At 48.8% G+C, this 14,037-nt stretch carries 11 protein-coding genes; 2 read left to right on the top strand and 9 right to left on the bottom strand.

The window, feature by feature from the left end:
- The first annotated feature begins 7 nt into the window (after nt 1-7).
- Nucleotides 8-682: a tetratricopeptide repeat protein gene (locus tag KB559_RS08555; protein WP_211021300.1), complete on the top strand. Its 675-nt coding sequence runs from the start codon at nt 8-10 to the stop codon at nt 680-682.
- A gap of 76 nt (nt 683-758) precedes the next feature.
- Here KB559_RS08555 and KB559_RS08550 read toward each other — a convergent pair whose 3' ends face one another.
- The 8 genes from KB559_RS08550 to KB559_RS08515 form a co-directional block, all read right to left on the bottom strand.
- A complete protein-coding gene (locus KB559_RS08550; RefSeq protein ID WP_211021299.1) occupies nt 759-3,902 on the bottom strand; it encodes an MMPL/RND family transporter in 3,144 nt (1,047 codons plus the stop codon).
- The gene (locus KB559_RS08545; RefSeq protein WP_211021298.1) at nt 3,899-4,345 is read right to left on the bottom strand and encodes a MarR family winged helix-turn-helix transcriptional regulator; all 447 of its coding nucleotides are present in this window, start codon (nt 4,343-4,345) and stop codon (nt 3,899-3,901) included. Before KB559_RS08545 ends, KB559_RS08550 begins: the two co-directional genes overlap by 4 nt.
- 190 nt (nt 4,346-4,535) lie before the next feature.
- The gene (locus KB559_RS08540) at nt 4,536-4,964 is read right to left on the bottom strand and encodes a GNAT family N-acetyltransferase (RefSeq protein ID WP_211021297.1); all 429 of its coding nucleotides are present in this window, start codon (nt 4,962-4,964) and stop codon (nt 4,536-4,538) included.
- Between the two features lie 11 nt (nt 4,965-4,975).
- Nucleotides 4,976-5,653: a ribose 5-phosphate isomerase A gene (rpiA, locus tag KB559_RS08535; RefSeq protein ID WP_211021296.1), complete on the bottom strand. Its 678-nt coding sequence runs from the start codon at nt 5,651-5,653 to the stop codon at nt 4,976-4,978.
- 228 nt (nt 5,654-5,881) lie between these two features.
- Nucleotides 5,882-6,553 carry a thioredoxin domain-containing protein gene (locus KB559_RS08530; protein WP_211021295.1) on the bottom strand — a complete coding sequence of 224 codons (672 nt, stop codon included), beginning with the start codon at nt 6,551-6,553 and terminating at the stop codon, nt 5,882-5,884.
- A gap of 108 nt (nt 6,554-6,661) precedes the next feature.
- Nucleotides 6,662-7,936, bottom strand: a complete 1,275-nt coding sequence (bcbE, locus tag KB559_RS08525) for a bacillibactin exporter BcbE (RefSeq protein ID WP_211021294.1) — start codon at nt 7,934-7,936, stop codon at nt 6,662-6,664.
- Between the two features lie 87 nt (nt 7,937-8,023).
- Nucleotides 8,024-10,366: an RNA polymerase recycling motor HelD gene (gene helD, locus KB559_RS08520; RefSeq protein WP_211021293.1), complete on the bottom strand. Its 2,343-nt coding sequence runs from the start codon at nt 10,364-10,366 to the stop codon at nt 8,024-8,026.
- Nucleotides 10,367-10,648: 282 nt separating this feature from the next.
- A complete protein-coding gene (locus tag KB559_RS08515; RefSeq protein WP_211021292.1) occupies nt 10,649-11,671 on the bottom strand; it encodes an FUSC family protein in 1,023 nt (340 codons plus the stop codon).
- Between the two features lie 309 nt (nt 11,672-11,980).
- On the opposite strand from KB559_RS08515, the gene KB559_RS08510 reads away from it, so the two are divergent.
- Nucleotides 11,981-12,496 (top strand): hypothetical protein, encoded by a 516-nt coding sequence (locus tag KB559_RS08510; RefSeq protein WP_211021291.1) that lies wholly within the window; start codon nt 11,981-11,983, stop codon nt 12,494-12,496.
- A gap of 96 nt (nt 12,497-12,592) precedes the next feature.
- Here KB559_RS08510 and KB559_RS08505 read toward each other — a convergent pair whose 3' ends face one another.
- Nucleotides 12,593-13,654, bottom strand: a complete 1,062-nt coding sequence (locus tag KB559_RS08505; protein ID WP_211021290.1) for an AI-2E family transporter — start codon at nt 13,652-13,654, stop codon at nt 12,593-12,595.
- Between the last annotated feature and the right edge of the window lie 383 nt (nt 13,655-14,037).

Here is a 14,037-nt window from a genome sequence, read left to right as displayed (position 1 = left end):
GGAACCTATGAGCAAGGTAATGCTTTTTATTTTTTTGTCGTGGCTGACCGGAAATCCTTTGATCGCCATTCTTGTTCTGCTTGTCATCATTTACTTCCTGGATCGGCGCTTTGTAGGAGTATTCCCCAGTATTTCCAAACCTTTCAAACGATATCGCAACATCTCGAAGCTCCGGCAACAGCTCTCTTTGAATAATTTCGATGTATCTTCCAAACGTGAACTTGCCAGATTGTTGCTGGACACAAAGAAATTCAAAGAAGCCTATGACCTGCTGGAAGAAGTGAAGCCTTATTCTGAGACTTCCGCTGAATATTGGGACGATCTTGGCACCGCTTTAATCGGCCTCGGCCGTCTTGAAGAAGGAGAAGCCCAAATTCTGCACGCATTAAGTCTGAACGAACGCGTAAAATACGGTCAGCCTTATTTGCACCTGGCAGCTGCATTCCGGGAGAAAGAGCCCCAGAAAGCACTCGGCTATGCCGCCAAGTACGGGGAAATCCAATCCTCCTCCAGCGAAGCCTACTACCTGCTCGGAAGTCTTTACCTCTCGCTTGGCCAAAAGGAAGAGGCTAAGAGTGCCCTAAATGAATCGCTTGCCGTTTACCGCAGCTTGCCGAAATACAAAAAACGGCACGAGCGGAAATGGGCCGTCCGCAGTTATTTTAAGTCACTGACATTATAATGACCCCCGGATCACGAACAAAGAACCGCGAGCTCCAATTGCTTTGGCTGGAGCCCGCGGTTCTTTTACTTATTTATTATCCATTTTCGCTTTGCCCGGTGTTCCGGCGGAATGGCCACCAATTGAACTGTCCGAACAATTTGACCATCACCGGAATCAGGAACGGAAGCACGATCACCGCATACAACGCCAGTCCCGTTAATACGACCGTTGCGATTTGCAGCATGGAGAGCACGCCCGAAGGATACATGGACGCCATCGTTCCTCCCAAAATAACGGCGGCCGACAAAATGACCGTCCCCATATTACGCATCGAATGCAGAATGGCGTCGCTCACGTTCCAATCTTTGTTTTCATTAAACCGGTCCATAAGGAAGATGCTGTAATCCACGCCGAGTGCAACCAGAATAACAAAACCGAAGAATGGCGTAGCCCAGCTGATTCCCGAATAATTGAAAATGTCGACGAACACCCATTCCGTAAAGCCCATGGATGCGTAGAAGGTCAGTACCAGCGAAGCGATCAAATAGATCGGCATCACGAGCGAACGCAGCAGCAGAACGAGAATAATGAAAATCCCGGCCAACATCAATACTACAGTCCGCGTATAATCTTCACCGGAAATGGTTTTCAGGTCGTTGAAAGTACTGGATACGCCCCCGACAGCAATTTCCGCCTTCTCCAAGTCCGTACCTTTGACCGCCTTTTCAACCGCCAGGCGAATCGGTTCTACTTCATTGATCGCTTCGTTCCCGTAAGGATTGCTGGAGAATACGACGTCCAGCTTCATGACTTTGCGATCCGGAGAGAGATACATATCGAACACTTGGGTCATTTGTTCGTTCTCCATTGCCTCTTCCGGTACATACCAGCCGGCAAGATCTCCTTCCGCAGCGCCAACCTCGTTTAAGTATGCTTTGGCTGAATCCAAGCCGCCCGATACTTGTGCCAGGCCATCCACACTTTGATCCAATCCATCCGTCAGTTGGGAGATCTGTCCCGAGAACTGACTGAAGCCATTCTGGATTTGCTCCTGCCCGCTTTGGATTTGCGACAGTCCGGTTATCACTTCCGGAATTTTACTGACGATTTGACCCTGTCCTGCAGCCGCTTGATCCAACCCGGTTTCTAATTGGGTCAACCCGCTAATTAACTGATCAAAACCTCCGGCCAGTTGTTTGCTTCCTGCTGCGGCAGCCTCATATCCTTGATTGGCTTGATTCAGACCGGCGGTTACGCGTCCGAATTCAGCTTCCATTTGCCCCAGACCTGCCGACATCTGCGGCAAGCCTTTGCCCATCTCCGTTACGGTGCCTACGATCGTCAAGTAGTCCGGATCGGAGGCGAGCTCAGGGAATTTATTTTCCAAACTTGCAAAACGGGCGGATAGACCGGAAAGACTTTGAGCGGCTGCATCCAACTGTTTACTGATTTGTCCGATGCCTTCGCCAAATTGCCCTAACCCGCTTCCGATCTGCTTATAGGACTGCAACAGTTGATCATGAGCAGCCGCCAAATCCTGGGCGCTCTTTTTCACCTGTCCCAAGCCCTGTTTCAAGCCCCCGGCCCCCGTAGAACCTTCTTTAATCCCTTTTTCTATGGCGGACAGACCGGTTTGCAGCTCAGCGATTCCGTCCTTCAACTTGCCTGTACCTTCAGCCAGCTTGCCCGTGCTTGCCGCCGCTTCCTTCAGCTTCGGCTCATTTTCGGTCAATGAAGCGCTGGCCTCCGCAAGACCGCTCTTAATTTTGGACAAGCCCTCATTTCCCTGGCCAAGCCCTTCGCCAACCGTTTTCACCTGACTGTTCAGTGCAAAATCCTTAACCTCGTCACCAGTCGGACGGCTCATGCTGCGTACACTGGCGACGCCGTTTACCCCGGTAACTTCACGGCTGATTTTCTCCGCCAAGGTCATGTAGTCCGCATTGTCCATGGGCTTGTCGTGTTTAATAACGATTTGCGTCGGCAAAGATTCTCCCGGCTCAAAACTGTTCGAAATCAGATTGTACGCCTTAACCGATTCGTACTCATCCCCGATTTCTTCCATGCTGTTAAACGATACATTCCCGCTGTAGCTGATCAGAAACGGTACGGTAACCGCCGCAACGATCAACAGAGCGGCCCATGGCCGCTTCAGAGAGAAGGAACCGATAGCGCCCCAGAAGCGGTTTTCTTTATGCTCCAAAGAACCGCTGAGCGGCCAGAACAGCTTCGTTCCCAGCACGGCCATAAAGAACGGAACGATCGTTACTAGCGCGATCAGCATCACTGCGATTCCGACGGCGACCGCTACCGCAGAGCGATAAAGAACAAATTGCGAAAATCCGATGGCCGAAAAACCGACCAATACCGCTAGACCCGAAAAGAACACCGTTTTCCCGGCTTTCCGGTACGTCTGGATAATCGCTTCCCATTTGTCGTTCCCATGCTGGAGCTCTTCTTTGAACCGGCTGATCAGGAGTATACAGTAATCGGTCCCGATCCCGAACATGACGGCGACCATAAAGATTTGCGTATACGTCGATATCGGAAAATCGAATCCGTCAACCAGAAACGAGACGATCGATTGCGATACCAAATAACTGATCCCTACCGTCAATAACGGTATAAACGGGGCGATTACCGAACGGAACACGACGAAGAGAATTAATAAAATAAAAATAACCGTAAAATATTCCGATTTTTTCAGTCCTTGTTCAGAACTGACGACCATATCCTCGTTGATCTGCTCTTGTCCCGTTAAGTAATGCTCAGCTTTGACCTGATCCAGCGCATTGTGGATATCCCGCTCCACCTCGGTCAGCGGGCGGTCCGAGTGTTTAACGGACAACGAGGTCAAAATCGTTGTTCCGTCTTTCGAAATCATTTTGTCCGCCGCTTCCGGAGTAGTGAACGGATCGGTGATCGACACGATGCCGATTTGATCCATTTGGTTCCGAAGCGTACCTAGAGCTTGCTCAATCTCGTCTTTATCGCCTCCGGTCAACCCTTCATCCGCATGAAACACAAGTGCGATTTGAGTTGACTTCTCTCCTCCGTTCGCATCCGAAATATCACTCAGAATCGCTGATGCGGTGGAAGAGGAATAGCCTTCCGGAACGGCAATATCCCCTTTTTCGCGAACCAGATCCGACATGGACGGGGCCGAGATGAACAGCAGAACCGCGGCGGCGATCCATACCAGTACAATGACCCATCTGGCCTTCAAAATAAACTTCATGATTCCCCACTCCCTTCCTCCAATAAATTGGCCAGCTTTTCAAATACACTGATGAATCCTTCGACTTCATCATGGCCGAAATGAACGAGGTATGTAGACACCGTCTCCATGATTTTGGCTTGCGCTTTTTTATAGTTGTCTAATCCTCGGTCCGTCAGAGACAGATAAACGACTCTCCGGTCGTCTTCGTCCCGGGTGCGCTCAAGAATGCCTTTATCCGCCAGTCTCGTAATGATTGCGGTAATCGAGCTCTTCCCCACGGCAAAAGATTCGGCAAGTTCTGTGGAAGTCACGTTTCCGCGCACCACAATGTAATCGATGATCTGGAACTGATCCATCGTCAAGTCATCCTGCAGAACTTCACGAATTTCTCCGTGCAGTCGCTTCGTCACTGTAAAATATGCCGCCATATAACGCTCTATCAATTCTTTAGATCCTTGCATCAGTCCGAAGTCTCTCCCTCCTCAGTCTCTCTTGTCCCAATTGTTCTATAATGAAACAATTCGCTAATAGAACTATATGAGGTTCGAAGTGGATTGTCAAATCCACTTTCCTCGCACAACAAAAAACCCCTCGCCACCGGCGAAGGGGTTAAAATGGCTACAATTAGCGGTGAAAAGCCTAAACTTCTTTTTAGTCTTCAGCAGGTTCTTCCGACTCATACACGCAGCGGAACTGCTCGGGTTCGTCCGGACCTGGGTTAAACCCGTTTACTGTAAATCCAATGTTTCTGAAAAAGTCAGCCTCTTCCTCATCCGTTACCGCTATAACGACCTTCGGCTGTTTCAGCAGCAGCGCCTCCACGATCAATCCCCGGCCATAGCCCTTAAGCCTGTCCTCAGGACGAACCGCCAGATGAAGAATGTCCATTTGTCCTGAAGAACCGGTAGTGAATCCGATCAGTCCGATGTTTTCCCCTTCTTCTTCAAAGACGTACAGTTCAGCGCCCGACTCATACAGTTCCCAAGCCTTCTTCTCTTGCTCGGAATCGAAACGGGTCGCATATTCCATTAATTCGGCAATATCAGACTGAACCGGAAAAGATGTCACTCGAACGAGCACAGCATGTCCTCCTAATGTTTTTTCTCGATCATTTCGGTCCGACCGTCCTCGTATCCGACAATGACCGTATCTGCGATGTCAACGAACAAACCGTGATCAACTACGCCCGTCATCATTTTCAATTCATGGCTCAATTGTGCGGGAGACGGGATCTTCCCGAAGGCCGCGTCCACGATATAATTCCCGTTATCGGTTACATACAATTCCCCGTCACGCGTGCGCATTTCGAACTGGACGTCGTAGTTTCGTTTCAACTGTCCGAGCGTCCACTCATAGCAAAAAGGAACCAGTTCAATCGGCAGCTTAAATTGACCCAATTGAGGAACCATCTTGCCGCTGTCGGCGATCACGATAAACCGGTCGCTATTGATCGCTACCAGCTTTTCGCGGAGCAGCGCACCGCCGCCGCCTTTAATCAGCGCCATTTCAGGATCCACCTCATCCGCACCGTCGATCGCGATATCCAAACGCTCCACTTCCGAAGCCGGAATGAGAGGAATTCCATATTTTAAAGCGAGCTCTTCCGAAGCATTCGATGTTGCAATGGCTCGAATCTGCAAGCCCTGCGCTACCCGTTCACCAATTTTCTCAATGGCATAATAGGCGGTTGACCCGGTACCGAGACCGACAACCATCCCGTCTTGGACCAATTCGGCAGCACGGTAACCCGCCGCTTGTTTTGCGTTCATATAATAGCGCCCCCTGTAAGTAAAATACGATCATGCTATATTCATGGATACAGTTTTCATGATGCTGGAGTGGGTTCTGAACGAACCGACCGACAAGTACCATATGTAACAATCAGTTTGTTGACTGACATAATCAGCTAATATCATACCAAAAAATACAGCAAAAAAGAACTGCGCATTCCCAGGCCCGAAGGACCATCCAGGGAAACGAAGTTCTTTGGTTGCAGGTTACAAGTTATCGATTACCGTTCGGATTCCCTCGAAAGAAATATCCTCCACCGCTTGACCATTGATGAAAATCGTCGGAGTACCACCAACCTGATGGTTTTCCCCAATCATGAAATCTCTTTTCACATTCTCTATATATTTTCGTTCCTCAAGATCCTGTTCAAAGGTCTTCATATCGACATCCGGTATATTCTCCTTTACCAGCTTCGTTATAAAGTCCTTATTTGCCCAGGCCTCATCTTTTGCGCCTTGATGCTCCATCATCAGATCAAAATAAACCCAGAAAAACTCCTGATTCTGCTGATACAACGACTCCCCCGCAAGTGCCGCAAAATTGGAGTCGGGGGCCAGGAACGGAAAGTCCACATAGTAAAACACCGCTGCGCCGGTATCCAGATATTCCATCTTGAGCTTAGTTAGCACTTCATCCTTCCACCGTTTGCAAGCGGGACATTTGTAATCTGAAAACTCCACAATTTTGACTTGGGCGTTAGGTTCCCCTATATAAGGCTGATGCTCCAGGTCAAAACCTTCAGGAACCGCATTGGTCTCCACCTGCGCCTGTTCCAAATCAGGAGAGCTCGCCGCACGATTACCTTGTTCCATACATCCCCCGACCAGCACAAGAGCAATTCCGCACACCAACCAAAACCCTATTTTCTTCCCATTCATCCTCAAAATCTTCCTCCCCGGCACAAAAAAGTAATAATTTGGACCAGTATAGAGGGTGGTACGTATGGCTAGCTAGGAAGAAAATCACTTGGCTTGGCTGACGGTAAGCTAACTTTGATGAATGGGCCGCGGCGTCTTTGTAACTTTCCTTTTTTCTTTCCCGCCGGTTCCTTTGCTCCCTTTACCTTCTCCCGATTCAGGTTTAACCATAATTAACAACAGCACCACGGCAATAAGGGATACGGCACCAATCACGATAAACATCATCATATGGCCTCCGCCCACCAAAAGGGAAATGACCGGCGGACCAAGCGATACCCCGATGAACCGCATGCTGCTGTATATCGAAGTAATGGTACCGCGCAGTTCCTTATCAATGCCTTCGGTAATCAAGGCATCCGAGCTGGGCAGGACGATGCCGATCCCGACGCCGCAAATGATCAGGCAACCGATCACAAAATAAATATTGTTAAATGTACTGATTCCAAACAGTGCTGCGGTAGCAAGCACAAGACCGATGACTCCGCACCATTTCATCAGGTTTTTATTCTTGCCGATTTTTTTACCCGTTATATAAGAAGCCAGGCAGAGAGCCGCTAACGGAATGGCCAGTACCAATCCCTTCAGTACCCCGTCCAGGCCGTGTTTCTTCTCCAACTGATCGGACAAATAAAACAGTACGCCGAATAACAAAAACATGCATATTCCGCCAATCGCAAAAATGGCGTACAGCCACCGGCCCTTTTCCGCAAAAACTTCCTTGACCGATTTCATAAATTCCCTCAAAGGCTTGGCTTCCTGATTTCGTTCCGGTTCCTTGACCAGAAAGATCACGAGCAGCAGAGAGATCAGGCACAAGACAGGGATAGCCAAAAATGGAACATACCAAATCCACGCTCCCAGCAAAGCGCCCAGTATAGGACTGAGCACTTTCCCGAAGGTGTTCGAGGTTTCGATAATTCCTAGGCTGTGGCTTACTTCATCTTCATCATCGAACATGTCTCCGACAAGCGGCAGAACAATCGGAAAGGCTCCCGCAGCCCCGACACCCTGCAGCAAGCGCCCCGCGATGATAATCCAATAGACGGCCGTGCCGTCGGCAAACCAGGAGGCGGCGCCCGACACCGCTCCTCCGACACCTGCGATGATCAGACTGGGAATGATGATTTTTTTTCGGCCCCATTTGTCCGATAAATATCCGGCGACCGGGATCAGCAATATGGCGACTACCGCATAGACCGTAATCAACATGCTGACCTGGAAAGATGATATACGAAGCTCACGGGAGATCTGCGGCAATATCGGGATCAACATAGAATTTCCAAGGGTCATGATGAGCGGAATGGATGCCAGCGCAGCCAGATCACCTTTTTTGTTATCCATCTTTCGGCCACCCTTCAGATTCGATAAATCATTCCATGAAGAGTAGTTTGGTTGTTAATCAGTAAAATATACTCAGCGGCCGTCCGGTCAAATCTGGACGTACGCCGATTTGTCGGTTTCGCGGATAAACCGGCTCGGTTCGCCGACGGAGTAAACGTGCAGCAAGTGCATAGCCCTTGTACATGCCGTGTAGAACAATTTCCGCTCCGTTTCACGCGTATATTTCAGGTCCGATCCGTCATAGATCAGCACGGCATCGAATTCCACTCCCTTGGCCAAATATGCCGGGATAATGTGGATTCCTTTCTCAAAAGACAGCGTTGTCTTCTTGATCAGCTTGACCGGCAGGTCAGCCGACAGCTCTTCGTATGCCTTCAAGCTTTCCGCCGCGGTTTTGCAAATTACCGCGATCATATCGTAACCGTCGCTCCTTAGCGCCTGAATATCGTCCTGGATCCGGCCGTGAAGCTCCGTTTCGTCTCCGACCAAGCGGACCTCCGGTTTCTCGCCTTCCCGGTTGAACGGAACGATAGCTTCCCCTCCGTAAATCATCCCCCGCGTGAACTCGACGATCTCGCGAGTCGACCGGTAGCTCTGCACCAGGGTAATAAGCTCGCTTTCGGCTTCCCCGTAGAGGTCGGTCAAAGCCGTCGACTGCTGAAGCACCGACGCGTGTGCATAAATCGCCTGGTTTAAATCCCCCAGCGCAGTCATGCGGGCACGAGGAAATAACCGTTTCAAGAAGTACAACTGGAATGGGGAGTAATCCTGGGCCTCGTCGATGATCACATGTCGGATGGCCGTATTGGAGCGGAAGCCTAGAATCATTTCTTTTAAGTAAAGGAACGGGGTCGCATCCTCATAATACAGCTCGCCCTGTTTGATCTTGCTGAGGGTTTGACTGCAGATCGCCTCCCACTCTTCCGGTAGTTCACCTGAACTGAGTTCCCCCATGAGTTCGGGCTGTTGAAAGAGCTGACTGTACAACTTGGTCACATCCACGAAACGAAGGGATTTGACCCATCTGCGAAGCGGTTTAAGCCGTTCGCTTACGACCATTTTGGCTAAAATGGTCTTTTCTTCTTCGTAGTCGCTAAAATGATCTCCTTTTTTTTGCTGGTTTTTCCGCATGCGTTGGTAGGCCCTCTGGTAATCCTCAGTATCGAGCAGCTGAATTTGCTCCTCCACCCAAGGTTCCGTGAGCTCTGATTTTCCGAAAGCCGCTAACTCCTTAAGAAGCCATTCCTTGAGCAATTCACATCGATTCGCCAAAGTGATCGCAGGATCAAAAGCGTAAAACGCCGCCGATATCGCATCCGCACCGATCACTTCCTTGCCTTGAAACCGTAAAGGCCGGAATTTCATCTCCTTGCGTTCAAGAAGCGCTTTATACCTGTTGATCGCATCCAAAAAAGAGGACGAGGATTTATAGCGCAGCCCGCTGATCCTTGCCGAGTAACCCTCATTTTCTTCGCTGGAGAGCACATATTCCATTTGCACAAACGGATCTTCCAGTTGGAATTCCCGGCCCAGCCGATGTTCCAAGTACTCCTGGAACGTTGTTTGCAGCATATTCTCTTCGCCAAGCTCCGGCAAAACCGTGGATACATAACTATTGAACATCGGGTTCGGCGAGAAAAGAATCATTTGATCGGCTTGCAGCGTTTCACGATGCTTATAGAGTAAATAGGCTACACGCTGCAGCGCGGCGGACGTTTTGCCGCTTCCTGCCGCTCCCTGTACGATCAGCATCCGGCTTTTGTCGTTTCGGATAATCCGGTTCTGTTCCCGCTGAATGGTGGCCACGATGCTCTTCATCTGGGCATCCGAGCTGCGGCTCAGAACCTGCTGAAGCAGCTCGTCACCAATGGTAACGCCGGTGTCAAACATCACTTTGATCTCGCGCCCGCGAATCACGAATTGCCGTTTGAGCAGCATCTTGCCTTCGATTTTTCCGGAGGGCGTTTCGTAAGAAGCAGGTCCCGGAACACCGTCGTAATATAGATTCGAAATCGGAGCTCTCCAGTCATAAATAAGAAAAGCTTCGTCCCCTTCCTCCAGAAGGGAAGCAATTCCAAGGTAGATTGGCTCTGCGGGATAACCATCCTCGGCAAAATCGATCCGCCCGAAATACGGCGACTGCTTCAGCCGTTTCATTTTGTCTAATGCAGCAGAAGCATGCTGATGGCTTTTCTCTCTTTCCGACAACACCTGGGATTGCTGACGCAAGCTTGTCGATGTTTCCCCCACATCATCCGCTTCGCTGAAGTTGACGGTAACCTCATCCCAGAACTCCTTCCGCATGGTTACGACGTCTCCACGGACGGATCCTACCTCCCGTTCCAGCCGGGAAATATTGTCCTCAATCCGGTCTGCCACATATTCCACGCGCTGCTGTTCTTCCTGCCAAGCATTGTCCGTTCCGCTCACAATGATCGCTCCTTCTGGTAAACTACTTCTAGACGGTCTAGATTATTGAGTGAATCACCTATTGACATTCCAAAATATCCATGATATAATTCTATTAGGATATTTTTGTTCGTATCATTATTTCTACAGTCCATGTTTCATTGTATCCATTTTATGCGATAATTTCAACCTCATTATTGATTTTTTTAAACCTTACACCTGAAATAGTAAAGTCCCGCCATTCGGCAGGACTTTTTTTGATGTCAGAAATCACGTTTGTTTCGCAGGCCCGCGATTACTTTTTTAGGATTCCACGGGCACTTGGCTATGATCCGCCAAACGGTTTAGCCGCTCTAACTGATGCCCGTACTCATACATTTCCGCAGATACGATCGACAGCCTCAGGATCCCTTGCCGCTGCGTGGCATAACGATCCAGCATTCCCCTCAAAAACTCATCATTATCATGCTCAAATTGTTCGGCCTCTTTATTGTTCGGCTTCAACTTGTCATCAAATTTTAACATGATATGCTCATGGAATTTTATTAATTTCTCCAACTGCATGTCAAATTCCTTGTTCAATTCCGGAGTTCGCACCGCCTGAAAATAATGCTGTTCCACGGCATCCAGCACCCCGTAGCCTTTGCGCAGCGCCTTGAGCATCTGCTTGTACACTACAAGCTGCCTGCTCTCGCTGAATTTCGGCGTTTTGAGCTTCTTCTGGTCCTCTTCCATCAGCTTGTATTTATCCGACAAAGAGTTGATCGAATCTTCAAGCTTCCGTTTCTCGCCGCGGAATACCGATTCCTTGATTTCGTCGGAAACGGCAGTACGAAGCAACAGGGACAGCTGTTCAAAGGTTTCCTTGATCTGATTCACATATTGTACTCTCGGTTTTGGCGGAAAAACGATGATGTTGATTACAAAAGCGGAGACGATCCCCACCAAACTTAAAGCAAAGCGGTTCAATGCAAACTCCCATTGACCGGAGGCCTCCATGACGGCTACGACCGTAACCAGCGTAATCCCTATCGTTTCGCCCATTTTTAGTTTCAGACAAATCATGATTACAAGAATGCATACCAATCCCACGGCGATCGGCTCATTGGAGAACAACAAACCGCCGGCCATGGCCAAAATGGCGCCTAAGGTGTTGGTTTGCAATTGGTCCATCAAGTATCTCCATGAGCGGTAAATGGAAGGCTGCATGGCAAATATCGAGGCGACCGCCGCGATTACCGGAGAAGATAAATTAAACCAGCTGACCAAATACAAAGCCAGTGTTACAGCCAATCCGGTCTTTAGCATTCTAGCGCCAAACGTCACAACAAATTCCTCCTGTTAGAGGTTGTTCAAAAAGTCATCTTTCCACGACGAAGCAGATTATGAAGCGCATTCGACGTCGAATCTTGAATTCAGCCGGGCCTTCCGTTGCTCACGTACCTGATGTACGCTCCGCTACTCAGTCCCTATCTTCATCCAACCTTCTCGGTCCTGAAAACCTGACTTTTTGAACTCGCCCCTTTACTTCTCTCTCATCTCATTTTTACCCGAATTGAAAGGTTTCCGCTCATTTTGTCAACAATAAGGGTATGTAGGACCCAATTATTCTAAACGAAGAGGTGGAAAAAGTCTATGAAACAACTGAAAGGTCTTGCCGCCGCCAGCAGTCTGGCCCTAATGCTCACTTTGGCCCCCGCTGCGTCGGGCTCCGCGTACGCGAATGCTCAGCAACCCGTACATGCAACGACTCAGCCGGAGTCCAAAGACCCCCATGTCAAGCATCCGCACCCTCCGTTTCGCCATTTCCATGGCGGGCATATCGTCAAGGATACTGCAGAACTGCTAGGGATCGAGAGCAAAGTGGTAATCGAACAGCTCAAGCAAGGCAAATCTCTCCTTCAAGTCGCTCAATCAACCAAAGGCTGGAGCGAGGAGGAGTACCTCAAAAAGCTCAATGAAAAAGCGGTACAAAATATTGACAAAGCTGTCGCGGAAGGCAAGCTCGAAGCTGAGAAAGCATCCAAGCTGAAAGAGGCACTTCCGGAAAAATTAAAGAAGATGATTACTCGTACCTGGAAAAGCAAGGGTTCCGGGCATCCGACGATGGATTACCAGAACAACCAAATTCAATGGGTCCAACCTAAATAAAATCGGCTCGACTGTTATCACAAAAAACGGGAGGCCCCTGACTCCAGGGATCCTCCCGTTTTCTTATAATTATGGTTCCAAATTCCCCGGATCGAGTTAGTTCTCTTCAGTTACGGCCGGCGGCACCCTTTTTCCGCCTCCAACCGGTACCTCCAAAATATCAAGCAAGAACATAAAGATCGGAACGCCCACGATTAAACCCCAGACTCCAAAGAAATGCTCCGAAACGAGCAGAATCAAGAAGGTATAGAAGATAGGCAAATGCGTCTTGTTGGACATAAATTTTGGATTTAGGAAGTATGTTTCCACCGCATGCACCACAGCGATCATGATCAGCACGTAGACAATTTTGATCAATCCGCCGATTTTAAACGCAATCGCACAAAGCGGGATGAGTGATATAATGACGCCCATGACCGGAATGAGCCCGAGAAGGAAGATCATGATGGCCAGCGCGATCAGATTCGGAAACCCGAAGATCCAGAGAAAAATAGTGGAAAGGATCGAATTCACCAGCGCGATCAAAAATTGAACCTCGATCACCTTACCGAAAGAATGGACGAATTTCTTTCCGAAATACTCCAGCTCCACAAACAGGCCGGACATCCGGCTTGCTTTGAATTTCGCGGTGAAGTTGGTGACTTTTTCTTTTTCCAGCAGGAAGAACAGACTTAGAACGATCGCTACAAACAGATTCAGGCTCCATTTGCCAATATCGGAAATCGTGCTGAGCAGGAAATTGAAGCCGCTGTCGATATAAGCGGACAGGTCTATGTCCTTAAGTGACTCGACCAGAAAATTCAATATGAGATTGTCAGGCAAATTGCTTGGTGGATTGTCGTAGAACGAGATTACCTGGTTTACCAGATCCGTCAATTCGGCGATGAAAACCGGAAGGTAATAATAAATGGCGGCTACCAGTAGTGTAATCATGATGACATAAATCAGGAGGATCGTAATACTTCGGTTTATTCGTACCACTTTGTCAACATTGCGCGTAATGAAATTGTGCAGACGGTTGATCAGGTACGTAAGAATAAAAGTAATCAGCACCATGTTAAGCATGCTTCTCGAATAGTACAGCACTAACACAACGAATAGCAGTGCGAGCACTCGCCGAAAACCCGGAATTTGAAACAGTTCTTTAAAAAACGTCATTATAAGCAACCTGCTCCCTTATGAGTAAACTTCGAAAAATAACCTATGGATTCATCTTAAGCGAGCACGAGCCTGAAAAGCAAGTCACCAGGCAGCGTCCACTTTATAATACATTGATTTTTTTCTATGGAAAGAAACATCGATCGTCTTTACCGCAACACAGCTTCACAGTTTTCGCGCTTGAGTGTAAGTTATTGCCAATTTGATTGTCTCAGCATATAATCTCGAATAAATTACGTAATGCATGATTCTAAGGACTATGACGGAGAAAAGTAAGCGAATGCGTCCAAACAGGGACGGTGGTGCCGGAGACTGAGAGCACCCCGCTGGAGCCGCGTCGCCGAAGTTCGCTCCCGAGTCGATTCCTGAACGCTGTTTATCGG

It is taken from the genome of Paenibacillus sp. Marseille-P2973, assembly GCF_018101095.1.
GTDB classification, from domain to species: Bacteria; Bacillota; Bacilli; order Paenibacillales; family Paenibacillaceae; genus Fontibacillus; species Fontibacillus vini.
Note: the sequence above shows the minus strand (reverse complement) of the source record. Positions and strands in the feature narration are given on the sequence as shown.